The organism is Ruegeria sp. CDSA221 (assembly GCF_059611825.1).
Window position 1 is genome coordinate 39035 of record NZ_JBXWPK010000009.1, and the last position, 21797, is coordinate 60831.

At 58.2% G+C, this 21797-nt stretch carries 17 protein-coding genes and 1 tRNA gene; 5 read left to right on the forward strand and 13 right to left on the reverse strand.

All coding sequences use genetic code 11. From position 1 onward, the window contains the following. Positions 1–8 precede the first annotated feature (8 nt). From AC2FJ5_RS14335 to AC2FJ5_RS14350, 4 genes are all read right to left on the reverse strand, one after another. Positions 9–923 carry a Hint domain-containing protein gene (locus AC2FJ5_RS14335; RefSeq protein WP_496707315.1) on the reverse strand — a complete coding sequence of 305 codons (915 nt, stop codon included), beginning with the start codon at positions 921–923 and terminating at the stop codon, positions 9–11. Positions 924–1107: 184 nt separating this feature from the next. Then, positions 1108–5640 carry a glutamate synthase large subunit gene (gltB, locus tag AC2FJ5_RS14340; protein WP_496793757.1) on the reverse strand — a complete coding sequence of 1511 codons (4533 nt, stop codon included), beginning with the start codon at positions 5638–5640 and terminating at the stop codon, positions 1108–1110. Further along, positions 5637–6071 (reverse strand): GFA family protein, encoded by a 435-nt coding sequence (locus tag AC2FJ5_RS14345; protein ID WP_496710613.1) that lies wholly within the window; start codon positions 6069–6071, stop codon positions 5637–5639. Before AC2FJ5_RS14345 ends, gltB begins: the two co-directional genes overlap by 4 nt. A 23-nt stretch (positions 6072–6094) precedes the next feature. Further along, positions 6095–7528, reverse strand: a complete 1434-nt coding sequence (locus AC2FJ5_RS14350; protein ID WP_496710612.1) for an NAD(P)-dependent oxidoreductase — start codon at positions 7526–7528, stop codon at positions 6095–6097. Positions 7529–7758: 230 nt separating this feature from the next. Here AC2FJ5_RS14350 and AC2FJ5_RS14355 point away from each other — a divergent pair, with 230 nt between their 5' ends. Continuing rightward, positions 7759–8562, forward strand: coding sequence for an undecaprenyl-diphosphate phosphatase (locus AC2FJ5_RS14355; RefSeq protein ID WP_142640289.1), 804 nt, complete (start codon positions 7759–7761; stop codon positions 8560–8562). On the opposite strand, the gene AC2FJ5_RS14360 is transcribed toward AC2FJ5_RS14355, so the two are convergent. Continuing rightward, positions 8563–9546, reverse strand: coding sequence for a complex I NDUFA9 subunit family protein (locus AC2FJ5_RS14360; RefSeq protein WP_496793758.1), 984 nt, complete (start codon positions 9544–9546; stop codon positions 8563–8565). Positions 9547–9744: 198 nt separating this feature from the next. On the opposite strand from AC2FJ5_RS14360, the gene AC2FJ5_RS14365 reads away from it, so the two are divergent. After that, a tRNA-Leu gene (locus AC2FJ5_RS14365) sits at positions 9745–9831 on the forward strand. Between the two features lie 131 nt (positions 9832–9962). Here AC2FJ5_RS14365 and AC2FJ5_RS14370 read toward each other — a convergent pair. Genes AC2FJ5_RS14370 through AC2FJ5_RS14380 form a run of 3 tightly spaced genes read right to left on the reverse strand, consistent with a single transcriptional unit; the run spans position 9963 to position 12437 of the window. Then, positions 9963–10361 (reverse strand): (deoxy)nucleoside triphosphate pyrophosphohydrolase, encoded by a 399-nt coding sequence (locus AC2FJ5_RS14370; RefSeq protein WP_496793760.1) that lies wholly within the window; start codon positions 10359–10361, stop codon positions 9963–9965. Beyond that, entirely contained in the window at positions 10358–11584 is a 1227-nt protein-coding gene (gene argJ, locus AC2FJ5_RS14375) for a bifunctional glutamate N-acetyltransferase/amino-acid acetyltransferase ArgJ (protein ID WP_496793762.1), read from the reverse strand. The genes AC2FJ5_RS14370 and argJ overlap by 4 nt, the downstream gene beginning before the upstream one ends. A gap of 4 nt (positions 11585–11588) precedes the next feature. Further along, on the reverse strand, positions 11589–12437 hold the full coding sequence (locus AC2FJ5_RS14380; protein WP_142637319.1) for a peptidylprolyl isomerase: 849 nt from the start codon (positions 12435–12437) through the stop codon (positions 11589–11591). Positions 12438–12613: 176 nt separating this feature from the next. On the opposite strand from AC2FJ5_RS14380, the gene secA reads away from it, so the two are divergent. The 3 genes from secA to AC2FJ5_RS14395 all read left to right on the forward strand — a co-directional run bounded on the left by secA (position 12614) and on the right by AC2FJ5_RS14395 (position 17940). Continuing rightward, on the forward strand, positions 12614–15331 hold the full coding sequence (gene secA / locus AC2FJ5_RS14385; RefSeq protein WP_496793763.1) for a preprotein translocase subunit SecA: 2718 nt from the start codon (positions 12614–12616) through the stop codon (positions 15329–15331). 100 nt (positions 15332–15431) lie between these two features. Next, positions 15432–16358, forward strand: coding sequence for a hypothetical protein (locus AC2FJ5_RS14390; RefSeq protein ID WP_496692628.1), 927 nt, complete (start codon positions 15432–15434; stop codon positions 16356–16358). Positions 16359–16383: 25 nt separating this feature from the next. Beyond that, positions 16384–17940 carry a phosphate ABC transporter substrate-binding/OmpA family protein gene (locus AC2FJ5_RS14395; RefSeq protein ID WP_496793765.1) on the forward strand — a complete coding sequence of 519 codons (1557 nt, stop codon included), beginning with the start codon at positions 16384–16386 and terminating at the stop codon, positions 17938–17940. A gap of 3 nt (positions 17941–17943) precedes the next feature. Here AC2FJ5_RS14395 and radC read toward each other — a convergent pair whose 3' ends face one another. From radC to AC2FJ5_RS14420, 5 genes are read right to left on the reverse strand one after another with little or no spacing between them, the layout of a single operon-like run. Beyond that, positions 17944–18699: a RadC family protein gene (radC, locus tag AC2FJ5_RS14400; RefSeq protein WP_282022167.1), complete on the reverse strand. Its 756-nt coding sequence runs from the start codon at positions 18697–18699 to the stop codon at positions 17944–17946. 35 nt (positions 18700–18734) lie between these two features. Then, positions 18735–19469 (reverse strand): ABC transporter permease, encoded by a 735-nt coding sequence (locus tag AC2FJ5_RS14405; protein ID WP_282022166.1) that lies wholly within the window; start codon positions 19467–19469, stop codon positions 18735–18737. After that, complete coding sequence (locus AC2FJ5_RS14410; protein ID WP_282022165.1) at positions 19466–20194, reverse strand: ABC transporter ATP-binding protein; 729 nt, start codon at positions 20192–20194, stop codon at positions 19466–19468. The genes AC2FJ5_RS14405 and AC2FJ5_RS14410 overlap by 4 nt, the downstream gene beginning before the upstream one ends. Then, a complete protein-coding gene (gene tenA, locus AC2FJ5_RS14415) occupies positions 20191–20865 on the reverse strand; it encodes a thiaminase II (RefSeq protein WP_496793766.1) in 675 nt (224 codons plus the stop codon). Before tenA ends, AC2FJ5_RS14410 begins: the two co-directional genes overlap by 4 nt. Next, the gene (locus tag AC2FJ5_RS14420; RefSeq protein WP_496793767.1) at positions 20862–21797 is read right to left on the reverse strand and encodes an ABC transporter substrate-binding protein; all 936 of its coding nucleotides are present in this window, start codon (positions 21795–21797) and stop codon (positions 20862–20864) included. The genes tenA and AC2FJ5_RS14420 overlap by 4 nt, the downstream gene beginning before the upstream one ends.

The window sequence follows — 21797 nt, forward strand, 5'->3', positions numbered from 1 at the left end:
GGAACGGATTAAATCGCCAAAGCGCGCGCCTCGCGCGGACGTATCACGGGACGGGCGGTTTCTGGCAGGACCGCATCGCGGGTCTGCAATTCGGGAAACAGGGCCAGAACTTCAGCCTTTGTCTCGGCGTCAGACTGAGAGAGCGCGTGCCCCGGGTAATAACTTTCGCTTTTGGCCCCATTTGCAATGACGATCTCATGGCGCGAAAAGAGAAGATGAATATAGTCGATCTGACCACCCTCAACACGCGTAACAGAATCCCCGTTGACCAGGCAATGCGCTGCGATCAGCACTTCGGAATGGCCGAACAAATACGGCGCCCGCCAGTCCGAGACCAACATCCGGTGCTGTGGCGACACGATCAAAGGCTGTTCCAGCCCTAGCACGCCAGCCTCAAACCGGATGGGCGCCAGCTTGCCTTCGGCCTCAACCGTGGTCCGCCCCACCCAAAGCAGCGGCTGCGCACCGTTGTCCGATGTGATGACCATATCACCGGGCTTCAGATCTTCGATAAGACGCGGGCCATCAGGCGTTTCAATCAGCGTTCCGGGGGTGAAACAGGGCGGGCCAAGATTGCCAACATCTAGCGGCCCCTGCGTGTTGACAAAGGTTGATGAGACAAACGTGCCCGGTTGCAGAACCTGCCCGTCTGTTGGTGTAAAGACACGGGTTCCGTCAGCAAGATAGAAGGTTGTGCCAGTATAGGTGACATTACCAACGCCTGTCACGTTAATCGTAACAACATCACCCGGCCACGACGAAGTAACATCCTGGCCGTTTACCGTATCCCCGCTGGGTGCGTCGATCTCGCCATCGTCATCCACATCGGTGAGGTTGAATTTATCAACAACTACCGATGTACCGCCCGGTGGCGGATTCGCGGGGTCAAACGAATAAAACTGATCAAGATAGGTGGTTGGCATCTAACAGACTCCTACGCGTTCGCACGACTGCAAAGCAGCCTAACCGCAACTTCCGAACAAAAAGTGACGAAATCTAGGCTTATTGGGCCCGTTTCGACAAGCAAACGACCACCTAGGACCAATAAAAGAAAACCCCACGTGGTTTAAAAGACACGCGGGGTTGCCATTTTCATTAGTCCTCAGATTACTCTGCAGGAACCGCTGTTGCCTCGACCGCCAACGGATAGCTGAGCTTGTTCAGCATCTCTTTCGGGCAGACCTGGATAAAGTTCGCCTTCTCGACCTCCCAGTGCTGTAGGATATCCGCAGCCTTGCGGCTAATGGTTTCGGCCTGGTGGGTTTCGATCAGCGATTTAAGCTGGTCTTCCCAATGGCCAATGGTCACGGGGCATGTCACCAGCGTTTCCATATTCATCAGCGCCTGCGCCTTGCCGTCGGGGTCGTACAGATAAGCCATGCCGCCTGTCATGCCCGCTCCGAAATTGGCGCCGATACTGCCCAGGATCACGGCGACCCCGCCGGTCATGTATTCGCACCCGTTCGAGCCGCAGCCTTCGATCACCACCTTGGCGCCTGAATTGCGCACTGCGAACCGTTCTCCGGCGCGGCCTGCTGCAAACAGATACCCGTCCGTGGCCCCATACAGAACCGTGTTGCCAATGATGGTGTTGTCGTCTGCCTTCAGCGGGCTGACCTGCGGTGGACGCACAACAATCATACCACCAGACAGACCCTTGCCGACATAGTCATTGGCATCACCCGAAACTTCAAGCTTGAGTCCCGGCGCTGCAAACGCCCCCAGCGACTGACCGGCAGAGCCCTGCAGCTTCACGTGCAGGTGATCCGACTGGAACGTGTTCCGCATCCCAAAATTTTGCACGATATGGCTGGAAACCCGCGTCCCAACGGTTCGGTGCGTGTTTTGCACCGCGTAAGACAGCTGCATTTTCTCGCCGTCTTTCAGGAACCGGGCCGCATCGCGCACGATTTCTGCGTCCAGCGTATCGGGCACCGCGTTCCGGTCTCTGTCACGATTATAGACGATGTTATGGGCACCATCGACGGTGATCAGCAGCGGGTTGAGGTCCAGATCATCCAGATGCGCCGAACCGCGGCTGACCTGCGCCAGCAGATCGGCCCGACCGATGATGTCGTCAATCGACCGCGCACCCAGGCTGGCCAGCAGCTCGCGCACTTCTTGCGCGTAGAAGGTGATCAGGTTGACGACCTTATCGGCATTACCGGTGAATTTGGCGCGCAGGCTTTCGTCCTGAGTACACACGCCAACTGGGCAAGTGTTGGACTGGCACTGACGCACCATGATACAGCCCATCGCGATAAGGGCGGCAGTGCCTATACCGTATTCCTCGGCCCCCATCATCGCGGCCATGACGATGTCACGACCGGTACGCAAGCCGCCATCGGTTCGCAGGGTCACGCGATCCCGCAGGTTGTTCATCGCCAGAACCTGATGCGCCTCGGTCAGGCCCATCTCCCACGGCAGACCAGCATATTTGATGGATGTCGCAGGCGACGCGCCGGTGCCGCCATTGTGACCCGAAATAAGGATAATGTCCGCTTTTGCCTTGGCTACACCTGCAGCAATCGTGCCAACACCCGAGGACGCCACCAGCTTGACCGTCACCTTACAGCGCGGGTTGATCTGTTTCAGATCATAGATCAACTGCGCCAGATCCTCGATCGAGTAGATATCGTGGTGCGGCGGCGGCGAAATCAGCGTTACGCCCTTGGTCGAGTGGCGCAGTCGCGCAATCAGGTCGGTGACTTTCATGCCCGGCAGCTGACCGCCTTCACCGGGTTTTGCACCCTGGGCAACCTTGATTTCCAGCTCTTCGCACTGGTTCAGGTATTCTGCGGTCACACCGAACCGGCCCGAGGCTACCTGTTTGATCTTGGCCGAGGGGTTGTCACCATTGGGTTCCGGCACGAAATGCGCCGGATCTTCGCCGCCCTCGCCGCTGTCGGATTTCGCCCCGATCCGGTTCATCGCAACGTTCAGCGTCTTGTGCGCCTCGGGCGACAGCGCCCCCAGCGACATGCCCGGCGTCACGAACCGTTTGCGGATCGAGGTGATAGATTCCACCTCTTCAATCGGGATCGGCTTGCTCAGCGGTTTGAAATCCATCAAGTCGCGCAGATGGATCGGCGGGTTCGATTGCATCTTGGCCGAATACTGCTTCCACAGCTCGTAAGACGCCTTGTTGCAGGCCATCTGCAGCATGTGCATCGAGGTCGCTTCCCACGCATGGGTCTCGCCTGATTTACGGGCCTTATAGAAACCACCGATCGGCAGCACGTCCAGACCGCTTTCCCAACCCTTGGCATGGATCTCTTCGGCCTTGGATTGAATACCCGTAACACCGATGCCGGAAATCCGGCTGGTCATACCGGGAAAAAATTCGGCGACCATGGCACGGCTGAGGCCCACGGCCTCAAAGTTCAATCCGCCACGATAGGATGAGATCACCGAAATCCCCATCTTGGCCATGATTTTCAGCAAGCCCTGGTCAATCGCCTCGCGGTACCGCGCGACGTTCTCGGTCAGGCTGCCATCCAGCAACCCGCGATCAATACGATCGGCCAGAGAATCTTCGGCCAGATATGCGTTGACCACAGTGGCCCCGCACCCGATCAGAACGGCAAAGTAATGCGGATCAACGCATTCCGCCGACCGCACGTTCAGCGAACAGAAGGTGCGCAGACCTTTGCGGGTCAGATGCGAATGCACTGCGCTTGTTGCCAGGATCATCGGCATCGCCACGCGACCCTGACCCGAATTCATGTCGGACAACACCAAATGCCCCGCGCCCGAGCGCACGGCCTCTTCGGCTTCGGCTCTAATACGGGCCAAAGCTGCGCCCAGCGCCCCTTGTCCGGCTTCAAAGCTACAGTCGATTTCTGCCAATGGGGCATTGAAGTTTTCTGCCAGTGCTTCCCATTGGGCATTGCCCACAAACGGGCTTTCCAGCACGATAATTTCGGTCTGGCTGCTGTCTTCATCCAGCACGTTTTTCAGGTTTCCGAACCGGGTTTTCAGCGACATCACACGATATTCGCGCAACGAGTCGATGGGAGGATTGGTCACCTGGCTGAAGTTCTGGCGGAAGAAATGGCTGAGCGGACGGTACTGTTTCGACAGAACAGCCGATGGCGTGTCATCCCCCATCGAAGCCAGTGCCTCTTTGCCATCTTCGGCCATTGGCGCCAGAATCTGCTCCAGTTCCTCGATCGAATATCCGGCCGCGATCTGACGCTTACGCAGCTCCTCGCCCGCATAGATCGGCGCTTCGGTGATGCCAGCCAGAGACTCGTCCAGATCGTTGATCTTGCCGACCCAATCGCCGAATGGCAGTGCGCGGGCCAGCTTGTTCTTGATCTGCGTATCGCGATACAGCTTGCCCTTTTTCATATCCACGGCCAGCATTTGGCCCGGGCCCAACGCGCCTTTTTCGGTCACGCTGGCCTCATCAATCGGGACCATCCCGGCCTCGGAGCCTGCAATTACAAGACCATCTCCAGTGACCACATAACGCATCGGACGCAATCCATTCCGGTCAAGACCGGCACAGACCCAGCGGCCATCGGTCATGGCCAACGCGGCAGGGCCATCCCAGGGTTCCATCACCGAGTTGCAGTAAGAATACATGTCGCGCCAGGCCTGCGGCAATTCCACCGCCTGCTTGGACCAGCTTTCGGGCACCAGCATGGTTTTCGCCATCGGGGCCGAGCGGCCTGCGCGTACAAGAACTTCGAATACAGAGTCTAATGCGGCAGAATCCGACGATCCACCAGCGATGATCGGTTTGATATCCTCAGCGTAATCGCCAAAGGTGCCGCTGGCCATGCGGATTTCATGGCTTTTCATCCAGTTGACGTTGCCCCTGAGGGTGTTGATCTCACCGTTGTGGGCCAACATGCGGAAGGGCTGGGCGAGCCACCATTGCGGGAAGGTATTCGTGGAATAGCGCTGGTGATAGATGGCAAAGGCGGATTCGAACCGTTCATCCATCAGATCGGGGTAGAAAACCGCAACCTGCTCGGCCAGCATCATGCCCTTGTAGATGATTGACCGGCAGGACAGTGACGCCAGATACAGCCCGGAAATCCCGGCCGCTGCGGCAGCCTTTTCAATGCGGCGACGGATGACATAAAGCTCACGCTCGAATGTCTCTTCGTCCACGCCTTTGGAATTCGAGATCAGGATCTGCTCAATCTCGGGCCGGGTCGCGTTGGCCTTTTCGCCGAGGCAGGTGACATCAACCGGAACGTGGCGCCAGCCATAGATATAGTAGCCCATGCGCAGCACTTCGGATTCCACGATGGTCCGGCACTGTTCCTGCGCGCCGAAATCGGTGCGGGGCAGAAAGACCTGACCAACCGCGATCAGCTGATCCAATTTGGGCTCGTGCCCGGTGCGACGGATCTGGTCATAGAAGAAAGGAACCGGGATCTGCACATGGATACCCGCGCCGTCGCCGGTCTTGCCATCCGCATCTACCGCGCCGCGGTGCCAGATCGCCTTGAGCGCGGCGATGCCAGCATCCACAACCTTGCGTGACGGCTTGCCATCGACTGAGACCACAAGCCCCACACCGCAGGACGAATGCTCTTCTTCCTCGGAATAGAGACCGTTTTCGGCCATGAACTGACGTTTGGCTTCTTCGGCCCGCACCCAATCGGCATCATATTTGGTCATTGGCTGTCTCCTTCTTCCGGTAGGGCGTACATGGCTTCGACCTCAGCTTTGGTCATCTGCCGACGCTCGCCTGCGAACGCGTACCCGTCGGGTTTTTTGTCGATATAAAGTTCCAGTTGCAGCGGGTTGTCCGTTTCGTCGAACAGGCCTGCTGCCATTTGGGTATGCCCGTGCATTTCACCCGGCAGCGTAATCCGGTACCACAGGGCCGATCCGCAATCGGCGCAAAATGCACGTTCCGCCCAGTCCGAGGACGTAAAGGTCTTAACCGGCCCAAGGGCCGCATACCCCTCTTGCGCGGGAAACGTTATCAGCATCGAGCTAGTCCAGCGGCGACACTGGTCGCAATGGCACGCGCCCAACGATTCTTTCGCCGGGGTGGCAGTCACTGTGACCGCGCCGCACATACATTGGCCTTGCAATTCGGGCATCTCTGTCCCTCCTGTCGCGGGGCTTATTCGGCTGCAACCGCAGCCGTGTTGTTAAAACGGTCAAGGATCGCGTCGGCGCAGTCGCGCCCATCGCGGATCGCCCAGACCACCAGCGAGGCACCGCGCACGATGTCACCGATGGCATAGACACCGTCCATCTCGGTCTCGCCGGTCTCGAATGCTGCTTTTACAGTGCCCCAGCGGGTCACGGGCAGGTCAGGCTGGCCAAACAGGGTGGGCAGGTCTTCGGGCTCGAACCCCAGCGCCTTGATCACCAGATCAGCGTCTTCGACATAGTCCGCGCCTTCGATCAACTCGGGGGCCTGACGGCCGGTGGCATCGGGCTGACCCAGACGCATCTTCTGGACCAAAACGCCGGAAACCTGATCATCGCCGGTAAAGCCCTTTGGCGCGCTTAGCCATTCGAATACGACGCCTTCTTCCTCGGCATTCTGCGTTTCGCGCTGCGATCCGGGCATGTTCGCGCGGTCGCGGCGATACAGGCATTTGACCGAGGTCGCACCCTGACGGATCGAAGTCCGCACGCAATCCATCGCGGTATCACCGCCACCGATCACGACAACTTTTTTGCCTTCGGCATTCAAACGGCCATTGTCGAAATCTTCGACCTCGTCGCCAAAGCTTTTGCGGTTCGAGGCTGTCAGGAAGTCGATGGCCTTTTCAATACCCGTCAAACCGCTGCCAGGCATGGACAGGTCACGCGACTTGTAAACGCCGGTTGCGATGATAATCGCATCATGTTTGGAACGGATTTCCGCGAATTTGGCGGCGTCCACGTCGCAATTCAGAACAAACTCAACCCCGCCATCAGCCAACAGGTCATTGCGGCGCTGAACAACGTCTTTTTCCAGCTTAAAACCCGGAATTCCATACATCAGCAGTCCGCCTGCCCGGTCATGGCGATCATACACGGAGACCTGAATACCCGCACGGCGCAGCATGTCCGCCGCTGCCAGTCCACCAGGGCCGCCGCCGATGATGCCGACGCTTTCGCGGCGCTCAGCACCCGGTACGACCGGCTTGACCCACCCCTTTTCCCAGGCTGTGTCGGTGATATATTTCTCGATCGAGCCAATGGTAACAGTGCCGTGCCCGGATTGTTCGATCACGCAATTCCCTTCACACAGGCGGTCCTGTGGGCAGATGCGCCCACAAATCTCGGGGAAGGTGTTGGTGGCCTGACTGGTGTGATAGGCCTCCTCCAGACGGCCCGTTGCGGTCAGGTTCAGCCAGTCGGGAATGTTGTTGTGCAGCGGGCAATGCGACTGACAATAAGGCACACCGCATTGGCTGCAGCGGCTGGCCTGTTCTTCAGCTTTGGCAGCAGCGAATTCGGCATAGATTTCGTCAAAGTCTTCCGTGCGGGCATCGGCGGCCCGTTTTTCCGGCATTACTCGGTCGATCTGCACAAATTTCAGCATCGGTTGCTTGGCCACGGGTCAGACTCCATGAATTGGCTTGGTCGCGCCTCTTTAAAAGATGCGTAGGGGGATTAAAAGTCAAGTGTGCTGACCTTTTTTCAAAAACTTTGCGGGATTCCACCGATGGCCAGTGAGAAATACAGGATTTTAGTTCCGATTCGGACCTATTTGCATCCTTTTCTTTTCCTTACCGCGCTTATACGCAGGGATCACAAAGAACACGTGACGGCAGCACGGGCAGGTAAATGAGTCTTTTTCAGTTGATTCTTGCAGCAGTCATTCAGGGAATTACCGAATTTCTGCCGATCTCATCTTCGGGTCATCTGATACTTTTACCCAGCCTGACCGGTATGGACGATCAGGGGTTGGCCATCGATGTCGCTGTGCATGTGGGCACTCTGGGCGCCGTAATTCTGTATTTCTGGTCTGATGTAAAAATGGCGATTTCCGGACTGCCCCAGGCTCTTTTGGGGCGCACCGATACACCACAAGCCCGATTGGCCCTGGGGCTGATTCTGGCCACGATCCCAACCGTCATTGTCGGAGCGATCCTGTTCAAAACCGGGCTCAGCCAGTCTCTGCGCTCAATGACGGTCATCGGCTGGACGATGCTGGGGTTCGGCATATTGCTCTACTGGATGGACCAGAAAGGGCCGCAAAGCAAAGAAACCTCTGACTGGGGCCTGCGCGATGCGATGATCATGGGCCTTTGGCAAGTTCTGGCGTTGATCCCCGGAACATCCCGGTCCGGGATCACGATCACCGGGGCGCGCCAGCTTGGATACAGCCGCGAAGACGGTGCACGCATCGCGATGTTGATGTCCATACCCACGATTCTGGCATCCGGAGCGCTGCTGTCCACAGAGGTCATCCGCCAGGCAAATGCCCAACTGGCGTTCGACAGTGCTGTTGCTGCGTTCTTTGCGTTTCTGTCCGCGCTGCTTGCCTTGTCGCTAATGATGCGCCTATTGCGCAGCGTCAGCTTTACGCCATACGTGATCTACCGCGTAGTAGTGGGCGCAATCCTTCTGGTCATCGCCTACAGCTGATCAGGTCCGCATATTGCTGGCCGAGTTCTGTATGTCATCATACTGACCCGAGGGGCGGAACTTCCACAGATAATCCGGCAGGACCGATTCCAGCGTCGCCGGCTCGATCCCCAGATCGGCAAAGCCAAGCGCGCTATCTGAGACAACATTGTCGTGACGCAGATTCTTGAGCTGATCACGCGTCAGGATATTGTTCGGAAACAACTGAAAGCTCGCAAATTTCATTACGTCCAGCATTCCCGCCATGATCCGGGCCACCCAAAAGGGAATCCCAAGGATAATCCGGTGGCGGTTGATCACATCCAGCATCTGCAGCATCAACGCACGGAAGGTTTTCACTTCGGGTCCGCCCAGTTCGTAGACACCCCCGCTGGCCTGCCCCAGCACGCCCTGCACCGCAGCCTTAGCGACATCATCCACATAGACCGGCTGAAATTGCGTCTGGGCCCCGACCAGCGGCAGAAATGGCCCCATCCGGGTCATCGCAGCGAAACGGTTGAAGAACTGATCCTCGGTTCCGAAAATCACCGAAGGGCGCAGGATCATTGAACCCGGCATATGCGCCAGAACACCGGCCTCGCCCTGCGCTTTGGTACGAGAGTATTCGCTCCCCGCCTCGGCATCAGCACCAATGGCCGAGATATGGACCATACGGGTTATACCTTCAGCGGCTGCTAGACGCGCAACCCGTTCAGCCCCTTCGGTTTGAACGGTATCGAATTCATTCCGGCCAATCTCGTTCAACACACCAACACAGTTGACCACCGCATCAGCCCCCCGCATCGCCAAAGCAACCGAAGCGTCATCGCGGATGTTACACAGGACAGGTTCGACTTGCCCCACCGCACCGTAGGGTCTAACAAACATCGCTTCGTTCGGACGGCGCACCGCAACCCGAACGCGCCAGCCTTCATTCGCCAGACGTCGCGCAATATACCGGCCAACAAATCCGGATCCGCCATAAATCGTGACCAGTTTGGACATTTGAGGGCTCCTGCTATTGGGTCCTGATCCGATCTACCGCCCAATGCCCTTTCAAACAAGGCGCAATAACGCCGCGCAGCCACGAAAAAGCAACGCGGCACAGACGCTCGAAAGCAGTGGTTAAAAAACTTTCAAAAAACTTTCCGAATCCGGTTGACGCCTTCCGCCAGTAGGCTTAAACGCCCCTCCACGACACCTGCCCAGGTGGCGGAATTGGTAGACGCGCTAGCTTCAGGTGCTAGTGTCCGTATGGACGTGGAGGTTCGAGTCCTCTCCTGGGCACCAAATCCCCTAGATAATTTGATACTTATCAAGCGCTTGCGCTTGTGTGCCTTGCGCGCGCTGAAACGCTGCACGCTGCAAAAGGGTGATATCCCGCGCAGGGACCCAGCGTTCGCTTAAGATCGGACGGGACTTTAAAGCCAATCCCGCAAAATGGGGATCAGCGGCACGTCTGCGGCGGGCATGGGATAGTTGCGCAGGTCGTTGGCGCGGACCCATTTCAGGGCCTGACCTTCGTTCGATTGCGGAATGCCCTCCCATTTGCGACAGGCGAACAGCGGCATCAGCAGGTGGAAATCATCATAGCTGTGGCTGGCGAAGGTCAGCGGCGCAAGGCAGGAGGACCATGTGTTGATGCCCAGTTCTTCGTACAGTTCGCGGATCAGGGCGGCCTCGGGTGTTTCGCCGGGTTCGATCTTGCCGCCGGGAAACTCCCACAGGCCCGCCATGGATTTACCTTCGGGGCGCTGCGCCAGCAGCACCCGGCCCTCAATGTCTATCAGGGCGACCGCAGAAACCAGAACTGTTTTCACGACCGGTAATCCGCGTTGATCTCGATATAGCCATGGGTCAGGTCGCAGGTCCAAACGGTGGATTTACCCGCGCCCAGCCCTAGATCGACGCCGATTACAAGGTCCTGAGCTTTCATGTATTCGGCGGCGTCTTCCTCGCGGTAATCGGGACTGACCCAACCTTTTTCGGCCACAAGGATGTCTCCGAAAGAAATGCTCAGCAGGTCACGGTCGGCAGCTGCACCCGATTTTCCGATGGCCATGACGACGCGGCCCCAATTCGGGTCTTCGCCCGCAATGGCGGTTTTTAACAGTGGTGAATTGGCAATCGCCAATCCATGCACCTTGGCGTCGGCATCGGTGACGGCCCCGGTCACACGAATTTCTACGAATTTCGTGGCGCCCTCGCCATCGCGTACCACTTGTTGGGCAAGGTCCAGCATCACGGTTTCCAAAGCCTCGGCAAAGGCGGCATTGTCTGTCGCATCCACCCCCGACGCCCCAGTAGCACACAGCAGCAGGCTGTCCGACGTCGAAGTGTCGCTGTCGACGGTGATGCAGTTGAAAGTGCGGTCGGTTTGCGCACCCAGCATCTGCTGCAGCGCGGATTGCTCGACCTGGGCGTCGGTGAAGATATAAACCAGCATCGTCGCCATATCAGGCGCGATCATGCCAGAACCCTTTGAAATCCCCGCAATAGAGACCGTTTTTCCATCAATCTCGACCTGCGCCGAGGCTCCTTTCGGAAAGGTATCCGTGGTCATGATGGCCCGCGCTGCATCTTCGATTGCGTGGCGACTGAGCCCGGATTTCAGGGCCTCAAGCTGCGCCACGATGCGGTCATGCGGCAAGGGCTCACCGATCACACCAGTTGACGAGGTAAAAACCCGTTCGACCGGTACGCCTGTGGTCTTGGACACTGCTTGCGTCACCTCGGCGACCGAGCTTTGGCCATAATGCCCGGTAAATGCATTGGCATTGCCCGAATTCACAAGGATCGCCGCCGGCCCGTCACTTGGCCCGCCGATCTTGTCCTGACAATCCAGCACGGGTGCCGCGCGTGTGGCCGAGCGGGTAAAGACCCCAGCCACTGATGTGCCTGGATCAAGGACCGCCAGCATCACATCAGTGCGGCCTTGATAGCGTACGCCGGCTTCGACGGTCGCAAAGCGCACACCGTCAATCGCGGGCAATTCGGGAAACGCCGCCGGGGCCAGCGGAGAGACTTTGGTGATCGAGGCCACGGGGTTACTCCTGAATCAGGTCCAACTGACGCACGATGCCCGGGGTCACATCTTCGAGCGCAGGGCGTTCGATCTGTGCAGCCTGGGTCAATTCGCCGATACGGGCCTGAATTGCTTCACTTTGCAGATCCTGTGCCAGCTCGTCGCGTACCGCATCAAGTGCGGGCGCTTCGGATTTGCGCTTGTCATTCAGAATGATCACGTGCCAGCCGAACTGTGTCTGCACCGGGTCCGACACCTGATCCTTCTCAAGCGCGACAACGGCGGTTTCAAACTCGGGAACCATCTGCCCCTTGCCGAACCAACCCAGCACCCCGCCATTCGGGCCGGAAGGACCGGTTGATTTTTCTTTGGCCAGCTCGGCAAAGTCGGCGCCATCATCCAACTGAGCCTTAAGGTCTTTGGCCTCATCCTCGGTCTCGACCAGAATATGGCTGGCATTAAACTCATCTTCGCCTTCAAACTCGGCAAAGCGCGCATCATAGGCGGTCTGAATGGTTTCTGCCGTTACAACTTCGTCGATCAGGGCATTTACAGTCTGAACCGCCAGCAACGACCGCGTCTCGTTCTCGATGGCCAAGGCGTTCAGATTGCTCAGCCCTTCTTGCTCTTGGCCCAGCAACTGCTGCTGAATCAGCTGTTCGATGATGAAATCATACAGAACATCATCTTCGACCTGCTGGTAGTTGGGGGGCAGTGTCGCAACTGTTGCGATCACATGCGCCAGAGTGATTTCTTCGCCGTTTACGCGGGCGACCACCGTGCTGGCATCGGGCTTGGTTTCGGCGGCCAATGGCAGCGCCATCACCGTTGCAAGGGCCAGCGATGGCAGAAAAGTGAGGCCTTTGGGCATGGAATCATCCTATTTCTTTGCCACGGCAGGGCGCAGCGTTGACACTCCGGAACCTGCCGCTTACATCGCTTTGAAGCCTTGGACAGGGCCGCCTTTCACCCCCCGTATCTATGGGTTGCGCGCAAGGTGGGCAAGCCTGTCAAAACCAAGACAAGAACAGATCCGCTGGAGTGAACATGCTGGGACTCGGAACGCTCGCCAAAAAGGTGTTCGGAACACCGAACGACCGCAAGATCAAGGCGACCCGCCCCCTGATCGAACAGATCAACGCGCTGGAGCCCGAGTTCGAGAATCTGTCGGATGACGGCCTGATCGCAAAGACCGCCGAGCTGCGCAAACGTGCGCTGGAAGGCGAAAGCCTGGATGATCTGCTGCCCGAGGCGTTTGCCAACGTACGCGAAGGGGCAAAACGCGCGCTGGGCCTGCGTGCCTTTGATGTGCAGTTGATGGGCGGCGCCTTCCTGCATCAGGGCAATATTTCCGAGATGAAAACGGGTGAAGGCAAGACATTGGTTGCGACCCTCCCCGCCTATCTGAACGCGCTGACCGGTAAGGGCGTGCATGTGGTCACGGTGAACGAATACCTGGCCAAGCGCGACTCTGAATGGATGGGCAAGGTGTTTGCCGCCGTGGGCATGACCACCGGTGTCATCTGGTCAGGGCAGCCCGATGCCGAGAAAAAGGCTGCTTATGCCTGTGACGTGACCTATGCCACCAACAATGAGCTGGGTTTTGATTATCTGCGCGATAATATGAAGGCGGAACTGGATCAAATTTACCAGAAACACCACAATTTCGCGATCGTGGATGAGGTCGACTCGATCCTGATTGACGAGGCGCGGACGCCGCTGGTCATTTCCGGGCCCTCCGAGGACCGGTCGGACCTGTATACCGCGATTGATGCGCTGATTCCGTCATTGGGAGAAGATCACTTCACGCTGGACGAAAAGTCCCGGAACGTGACCTTCACGGATGAGGGTAACGAGTTTCTGGAGCAACAGTTGATTGCCAACGGCCTGATCCCAGAAGACAATTCGCTGTATGATCCTGAAAGCACCACAGTCGTTCACCACGTGAACCAGGGCTTGCGCGCGCATAAGCTGTTTACACGTGACAAAGATTACATCGTGCGGGACGGCAATGTCGTTCTGATTGATGAGTTCACCGGTCGCATGATGCCAGGTCGTCGCCTGTCGGAAGGTCTTCATCAGGCCATCGAAGCCAAGGAAAACGTGCAGATCCAGCCCGAAAACGTAACATTGGCCAGCGTGACGTTCCAAAACTATTTCCGCCTGTATGACAAGCTGGGCGGCATGACCGGCACCGCGCTGACCGAGGCTGAGGAATTTGCCGAAATCTACGGTCTGGGCGTTGTCGAAGTACCAACCAACAAACCGATCGCGCGTCTGGATGAGGACGATCAGGTCTTTCGTACCGCGGCCGAAAAATACGGCGCCATGATCGACGAGACAAAGGAAGCCCAGAAAAACGGACAACCGGTCCTTCTGGGCACCACGTCCATCGAAAAGTCCGAATTGCTCAGCCAGATGCTCACCAAAGAGGGTATCCAGCACAATGTTCTGAATGCCCGCCAACACGAGCAAGAGGCGCAGATCGTTGCCGATGCGGGCCGATATGGCGCAGTAACCATCGCCACCAACATGGCCGGTCGCGGTACTGATATTCAGCTGGGCGGCAATGTGGAAATGAAGGTTCTGCAGGCGCTGGAAGAAAACCCCGATGCCGACCCGGCCCAGTTGCGCGCCACTGAAGAGGCGCGCCATGCCGAAGAAAAAGAAAAGGTTCTGGCCGCAGGAGGCCTTTACGTGATGGCCTCGGAACGCCATGAAAGCCGCCGCATCGACAATCAGTTGCGGGGCCGTTCAGGCCGTCAGGGCGATCCAGGCCGCACCGTGTTCTATCTGAGCCTTGAAGACGATCTGATGCGTATCTTTGGCTCGGAACGTCTGGACAAGGTTCTGACCACGCTAGGCATGAAAGAAGGCGAAGCCATCGTCCACCCCTGGGTGAACAAATCGCTGGAGCGGGCGCAATCCAAGGTCGAAGGTCGCAACTTTGACATGCGCAAGAACGTTCTGAAATTCGACGATGTGATGAACGACCAACGTAAAGTGGTCTTCAGCCAGCGGCGCGAAATCATGTCCGCTGACGATCTGTCAGAAATCGTATCAGACATGCGTGAACAGGTGATCGACGATCTGATCGACGAATATATGCCGCCGAAATCCTATGCTGATCAGTGGGATACCGAGGGTCTGCACGAGGCGGTCAAGGACAAGCTGACCATCGACGCCCCGGTTCAGGACTGGGCCGCCGAAGAAGGCGTGGATGACGACCAGGTGCGCGAACGGCTGATCAATGCCGCCGACGAGATGATGGCGCAAAAAGTGGCCGCGTTCGGCCCCGAGAACATGCGCAACATCGAAAAGCAGGTCTTGCTGAACACGATCGACAGCAAATGGCGCGAACATCTGTTGACGCTGGAACATCTGCGCTCGGTCGTGGGCTTCCGCGGCTATGCCCAGCGCGACCCGCTGAACGAATACAAGAACGAAAGCTTCCAGCTGTTCGAATCCATGCTGGATTCGTTGCGCGAAACCGTGACCCAGCAGCTGTCCCGCGTGCGACCGCTGACCGAAGAGGAGCAGCGCGAAATGCTGACCCAGATGCAAGCGCAGCAGGCACGGGCGCAGCAGGCGGTAGATCAGGCCACTGGTCACGCCGAAGCGGTGGCCGAGGCCGAAGCCTCGGGTGATGCGCGGCCTGGATTTGTCGAAGACGACCCGGCAACTTGGGGAAACCCGTCGCGCAACGACAAGTGCCCCTGCGGTTCAGGCAAGAAGTTTAAGCATTGCCATGGCCGGTTGACCTAACGTCACCACAATCGAGACACAATGAGTCCGCCTCACGGCCACATATTAGCCGTGATTCAACTGCAGGGTGCGAATCGCTCCTTCAACTGGGGAGGGTGTCTTGTTTGTAATTAAGAACTACGTAACCACTGGCGGCACCGTTGCTTGTGCATTGGCCATTGGCTACCTCATGCAGAACGGAACCCCTGCGCAACCGCGAGGGGAGCGGGCTTCTGTTGATGTGGCATCAGTTACAGATCAGGCTTCAATCATCCCCGGGTTAAGCGAAGTCGTTCTGACCTCATCTGCGCCGGTTCACGGAACAAGCGAAGAGACCGGGTCCGACAACCGTTTTATCGAATCCAGTCGATCAGAACCTGTCAATTCCGTTGACTGCACCCTCAGTGCGCGCGCTACTGCCGTTCCCGGTGCTGCCGCCCGGCTGGTCGTCAACGCCCCCTGCCACAGTAATGAATCCGTGGAAATTCACCATAGCGGTCTGACAGTCACACAGCGCACCGACGCAGTAGGGCGCATGGACATGACAATCCCGGCCCTGTCAGAATATGCGATCTTTCTGATCTCGTTTGAAGACCAGCATGGAACAGTCGCAACCACCCATATCGCTGACATTGCCAATTACGAACGCATTGCCCTGCAATGGCAGGGTGAAACTGACCTGCAAATTCATGCGCTGGAATTCGGGGCCATCTATGGCGGCAATGGCCATGTCTCGGCCGAGACCCCGACCGAAGGCGCCGGACAGGTAGTGCGTCTGGGCAATACCGGAACCGGGGACATGAAAAACATCGAAATCTATTCGTTCCCTGCTGGTCTTTCCAACCAAAACGGGTCGATAGAAATCACTGTCGAAACCGAGGTGACTTCAGAAAATTGCGGGCGCGACCTGAACATCCAGTCGCTTGAATTGCGGGATGATCGGTTGAGATCAAAAGACAGGACGCTGAGTTTTCCTGAATGCTCCCGCACCGGAGAGTTTCTGGTGTTGAATAATCTCTTCCAAGACCTGACAATCGCCGCAAACTAAATCCGCAGGCAGGCTCGGGCATCTTATGACATTCTTTCGTGTGGCAGCGGCTGCACTGGCTTCCGTTACAATCGCTTCGGGCGCACAGGCGCAAGACATCTCGCTTATGTCGCATGACGGCAAGGTTGAAGTCACCGGTGACCTGCTGGGATTTGACGGCGAGTTCTATCGCGTGGCAACACAATTCGGCACGCTGACAGTTGATGGGTCCGGTGTGACCTGTACCGGACCTGCCTGCCCAAGCCTGACCGATTTTGTGGCTGAAATCCGATTTGCCGGATCTTCGGTCATGGCGGAAAAGGTTCTACCAGCGCTGATTGTTGGCTTCGCACAGCAGCAAGGGTTGTCGGCGACCCCAAACAGGCTGACCGCCAACACATTTTCTTACGAACTGCACCAACCCGGGAGGGCAGCACCGCTGGGTCGGTTCTTCTTTGACGCAGGGAACACTGAGCGCGGATTTAGGGCGCAGGCAGAAAACCAGGCTGATATTGTTCTGGCGTTGCGCGAAATCCGACCCGAAGAGGAGCAAGCCGCACAAGCGGTAGGCCTTGGCGATCTGACCCGCACCCGCCGGGCCCGCGTCATCGCGCTTGACGCTTTGGTACCAATCGTTGCCAACTCGAACCCGTTACAGCAAATCTCGCTTGCGGAATTAACCCGGGTGTTTTCGGGCGAGATTACGAGTTGGGCCGAGTTGGGCGGACCCGATGCGCCAATTTCACTGCACCTTCCGGAAGCCGGTTCGGGTCTAGCCCAGAATGTCGAAGACAGGCTTCTGGCACCCTCCGGCACAGCCCTTTCCGAGGCGGCCATTCGGCATGACCGCAGTACTGATCTGGTGCGTACCGTAGCTGCGGATCCCTTTTCAATAGGTGTCGCAAGCCAAGCCGAAGCCAGCACCGCGCGTGCCCTGCCTTTGACCGGCGGGTGCGGTCATGCGCTGGCGGCAACTCGGCAGTCAATCAAGACCGAAGATTATCCGCTGACCTCGCCTATGTTTCTATACCTGCCGGACCGGCGAATGCCGCGTTTTGCACGTCAATTCCTGGCCTACACCCAAGGAATCGAGGCGCAGATGGCAATACGCGAAGCTGGCTTTGTCGATCAAACCCCCGAGACTATGGGTCTTGGGGTGCAAGGGGATCGACTTGCCAATGCGATCGCGTCGGGCGGATCAGAAGTTGGTATGGAGGAACTTCAGCGGCTGGTCGAGATTTTCAGACCCATGTCCCGCCTGTCACTGTCCTTCCGGTTCGAGCCCGGTTCCTCGCGCCCGGATGCGCAGTCACGGTCCAATATCCGACATCTTGCCCTTCTTTTGGAATCCGGGACCCTCGATGCCCGAAAGCTTAGGTTTGTCGGCTTCAGCGATGGCGAAGGGGCAGCGTCAACCAATGCGCGGATCGCATTGTTGCGGGCAAAAACCGTTCGCAATGCCGTATTGGCCGAGATTGAAACCGCTATCGGGGACAGCGTCGAAATCACGGTCGACGCCTTTGGCGAGGCCATGCCCATGGCCTGCGACGACACGGAATGGGGCCGAAAGGTCAACCGCCGGGTCGAGGTCTGGGTTCAATAGCACTCACAGATAGCCTTCGGACCTGAAGCTCAACTCGTTCGACTTTCCAATGATCAGATGGTCATGCAGCGTCAGGCCCAGTGCCAGGCAGGCATCCTGAATTCGGTTGGTCATGTCGATATCCGATTGCGACGGGGTCGGGTCACCTGACGGATGGTTATGCACAAGTATCAACGCCGAGGCATTCAGCTCCAGCGCCCGTTTGGCAACCTCGCGCGGATAGACAGGGACATGATCCACCGTGCCCTTGGCCTGCTCCTCATCAGCGATCAGCACGTTTTTGCGATCCAGATAGAACACACGGAATTGTTCGGTCTCACGATGGGCCATGGTGGTGTGGCAATAGTCCAGCAATGCGTCCCATCCGGAAATCACATGTCGCCGCATCACCCGCGCGCGGGCCATACGATGGGCGCAGGCCTCAAGGATTTTCAGATCGGTGATCACAGTATCCCCGACACCTTTGATTTGGCGCAGCCGTTCCTCGGGCGCGGTCAGCACCCGATTGAAATCGCCGAACGTTTCCATCAGCGCACGCGCCAGCGGTTTCACATCCTGCCGGGGGATTGAACGGAACAGGACCAGTTCCAACAGCTCATAATCCGGCATGGCGGCGGACCCGCCAGACAGGAACCGTTCGCGCAGCCGCTTGCGATGATCTTTGATGTAGGAGGGTAACCGACCCGTCGGCAGCGGCTGCGCGGGGGCTTCGTCTGTATCGAACAGCATTGGGGCTTCGGAAAAGGCGTCCTGTGTCATGCTCTCAGCCTGACGCAGAATCGGTTTCCAGATGGTTAACGCACCTCACCTGCCATGCGGGCAGTGGCGCGGCGGACAACCATATGCAACACGATGGAAAACACCCCCAAGGTCAGCATCGCGGCGAACATCAGATCAGTCTTTGCACGGCCATTGGCCAACAGCATCAAATATCCCAACCCTTGGGACGAGCCGACCCATTCACCAATCACCGCCCCGATCGGCGCATAGACGGCGGCCAGCCTCATCCCCGACGCCAGCGAGGGCATCGCCGCCGGAATGCGGATATACCACAGCACTGCACGCGGACTGGCCTGCATCGTGCGCGCAAGGTCCAGATAGCCCTGCGGCGTCCGCATCAGCCCATCGAAGAAAGACGAGGTGATCGGGAAATAGATGATCAGCACCGCCATCGCGACCTTGGACCACAGACCATAGCCCAGCCAAAGCGTCAGCAACGGGGCCAGCGCAAAAACCGGCAGAGCCTGCGTGAACACCAGCATCGGCTGTACCAAAACTCGCGCCGCCCGCGAATTGGCCAGTTGCAGCGCCGTGACCACACCCAGAACCGTCCCAAAAGCCAATCCAATCACCACTTCGACCGCAGTGATCCAAGTGTGTTCGGCGATCAGCCAACGGTTCTGCCACCAGGTCTCGACCACCACGGCGGGGCTTGGCAGGATGAATTTAGGCAGGCCGGTCGTCCAGACGATCCCCTGCCAGATCGCAATCGCAAACACGGTGGCTGCAAGGGCTGAGAGATATTTCATGCGACCGCCTCGCGCAGCAAGCGCAACAGCGCACCTTGCGTCTCAAGCGTCTCAAGGTCGTCCACATGGCGCGGGGCAGGTGCATGCGGCGGTTCACAAGGGGTAAGGCCCTGCTGTGTCATCACCATGATGGACTGGCCCAGCCGGGCGGCCTCACCCGGGTCATGGGTGACCAGCAGAACAGTCCGGCCCTGCAATGCCTCGACCGCAAGATCCTGCATGTCGGCGCGGGTGCGAGCATCAAGGGCCGAGAACGGCTCATCCAGCAGAACAATCGGGCGGTCTTCCATCAACGTCCGGGCCAAGGCCACGCGTTGGCGTTGGCCGCCCGACAGTTCGGCGGGTTTCTTGGTCATATGATCCTGCAATCGCATGCGCTGAATCAGACGGTTGCGCCGCTCCAGATCGACCGACTTGCCCCGAAGCCGCGCACCTAACGAGACATTCTGTGCAACCGTTGCCCAGGGCAGCAGTAGATCATCCTGCGCCATATAGGCCACGCGGTCCTGCATCGGAGCACCGTCACCGGCGGTGATCTGCCCGGTGAACACGGCACCTGTATCAAGCCCGGCAATCAGACGTAGAATTGTGGTTTTACCGACGCCCGATCCGCCCAACAGGCAAGTCCACTGCCCGGCCCCAAGGGTCAGGGTAAGCGGCGCGAACAACGTCGCCCCGTCAATCGTAGCCATGCCGTTGATGCTCAGATCGGGCGCCCGTGTCATGGGGTCAGGCCCATTTGCCAGAAGTTGACTTCTAGCTCGGTTGCGGTGCGGAAGGTCTGGCACAGGCGGTCCCAGCGAGGCGAGGCTGCAAAGTTCTCACCAATACGCCGTATTAGAGCCTGATCTAACAGTTCTCCGACCGCTTCGCACGCGCCTTGGTAGTCGTCACTGGCATAGGTATTGATCCAGTCACGATAGACCTCGGAAGTTGCCTCGGAGGCCAACCGCGTCCCGATTTCGCCATAGCCCATCACACAGGGGGCCAGAGCCGCCAGCAGGTCCAGCAAATCGCCACTATACCCGGCCTCAAGCACAAAGCGCGTATAGGCCAGGTTTTCGACGCGTTCAGGGGTTGCGAACAGCTCCTCCTGGGAAATCCCGGCGGCCTCGCAGATACCGATATGCAGCTGCATTTCCTCGGCAACCAACGCATTTACCGTGGCCACGGCCGCCAGCATTTCGGAGTGAGTCTCGGATTTGACAACCGCCAGCGCCCAGGCGCGGGAAAAATGGATCAGGAACACATAGTCCTGTCGCAGGTAATGCAGGAACGCCGCGCGCGGCAGCGTTCCTTCTTTCATTCCTTCCACAAAGGCGTGGCGGGTGTAATCCCGCCACGACCCTTGCGCAGCATCGCGCATCAGCGCGAAAGCTTTGCCGTAATCGCTCATTGCGCGGTCACGTCGATGGCAATGTCGCTGACCGGGTTCAGGCTGTCGATCATGCCGCTGTTCTTCAGGAACTCCTCGAACCGCGCATAGCGACCCGCATCAAACGCCGCCGGACGCAGCGCGAACCGGGGAAGCGTGTCGACCCAGGCGCGGGCATTCAGCTCATCCTTCAGCTCGGTCGAGGTGGCCGCGAAGATTTCCCAGCTTTTTTTCGGATTGTTGACGATGTACTGGGTCGCTTTCTGGGTCGCGGCCAGGAAACGCGCGACCTTATCGGCATCCATCGTGTCGGGATTGGCGACATAGATCAGCTCGTCATAGGGCGGGATGCCTTCCTCTTCGATATAGAAACACCGGCCCGCGACACCTTCGATATCCATCTGATTCAGCTCAAAATTCCGGAACGCCCCGATAACCGCATCCACCTGACCGGTCATCAGCGACGGCGACAGCGAGAAGTTGACGTTGACCATCTCAATCTCATCCAGACCGATATCATGCTGACCCAGAAGGGTTGTCAGGATCGCCTCTTCGACACCGGCGACCGAGAAACCGATTTTCTTGCCCCGCAGATCGGCCAGCGACTTGATCGGGCCATCATCCAGCACCAGCAGGCAGTTCAGCGGGGTGGCAACCAGCGTGCCGACCCGTTTCAGCGGCAAGCCCTCATGGATTTGCAGGTGCAGCTGCGGCTGATAGGACACCGCCAGATCGGCCTGACCAGCGGCCACCAGACGCGGCGGCGCGGAGGGGTCCGCGGGCGGAATGATCTCAACCTCAAGCCCCTGGTCGGCAAAATAGCCGTTTTCCTGTGCGACGATAATTGGACCATGGTCAGGGTTCACAAACCAATCCAACAAGACGGTCATCTTATCCTCGGCCCAGGCCGGCGCGGCAGCCAGCAGGGCGATTGCAGCGATCAGTTTTTTCAT

Bases quoted from the DNA above. Each gene is read 5' to 3' on its own strand.
- AC2FJ5_RS14335 (WP_496707315.1), bottom strand. From the start codon at position 923: ATGCCAACCACCTATCTTGATCAGTTTTATTCGTTTGACCCCGCGAAT.
- gltB (WP_496793757.1), bottom strand. From the start codon at position 5,640: ATGACCAAATATGATGCCGATTGGGTGCGGGCCGAAGAAGCCAAACGT.
- AC2FJ5_RS14345 (WP_496710613.1), bottom strand. From the start codon at position 6,071: ATGCCCGAATTGCAAGGCCAATGTATGTGCGGCGCGGTCACAGTGACT.
- AC2FJ5_RS14355 (WP_142640289.1), top strand. From the start codon at position 7,759: ATGAGTCTTTTTCAGTTGATTCTTGCAGCAGTCATTCAGGGAATTACC.
- AC2FJ5_RS14360 (WP_496793758.1), bottom strand. From the start codon at position 9,546: ATGTCCAAACTGGTCACGATTTATGGCGGATCCGGATTTGTTGGCCGG.
- AC2FJ5_RS14380 (WP_142637319.1), bottom strand. From the start codon at position 12,437: ATGCCCAAAGGCCTCACTTTTCTGCCATCGCTGGCCCTTGCAACGGTG.
- secA (WP_496793763.1), top strand. From the start codon at position 12,614: ATGCTGGGACTCGGAACGCTCGCCAAAAAGGTGTTCGGAACACCGAAC.
- AC2FJ5_RS14395 (WP_496793765.1), top strand. From the start codon at position 16,384: ATGACATTCTTTCGTGTGGCAGCGGCTGCACTGGCTTCCGTTACAATC.
- radC (WP_282022167.1), bottom strand. From the start codon at position 18,699: ATGACACAGGACGCCTTTTCCGAAGCCCCAATGCTGTTCGATACAGAC.
- AC2FJ5_RS14405 (WP_282022166.1), bottom strand. From the start codon at position 19,469: ATGAAATATCTCTCAGCCCTTGCAGCCACCGTGTTTGCGATTGCGATC.
- AC2FJ5_RS14410 (WP_282022165.1), bottom strand. From the start codon at position 20,194: ATGACACGGGCGCCCGATCTGAGCATCAACGGCATGGCTACGATTGAC.
- tenA (WP_496793766.1), bottom strand. From the start codon at position 20,865: ATGAGCGATTACGGCAAAGCTTTCGCGCTGATGCGCGATGCTGCGCAA.
- AC2FJ5_RS14420 (WP_496793767.1), bottom strand. From the start codon at position 21,797: ATGAAAAAACTGATCGCTGCAATCGCCCTGCTGGCTGCCGCGCCGGCC.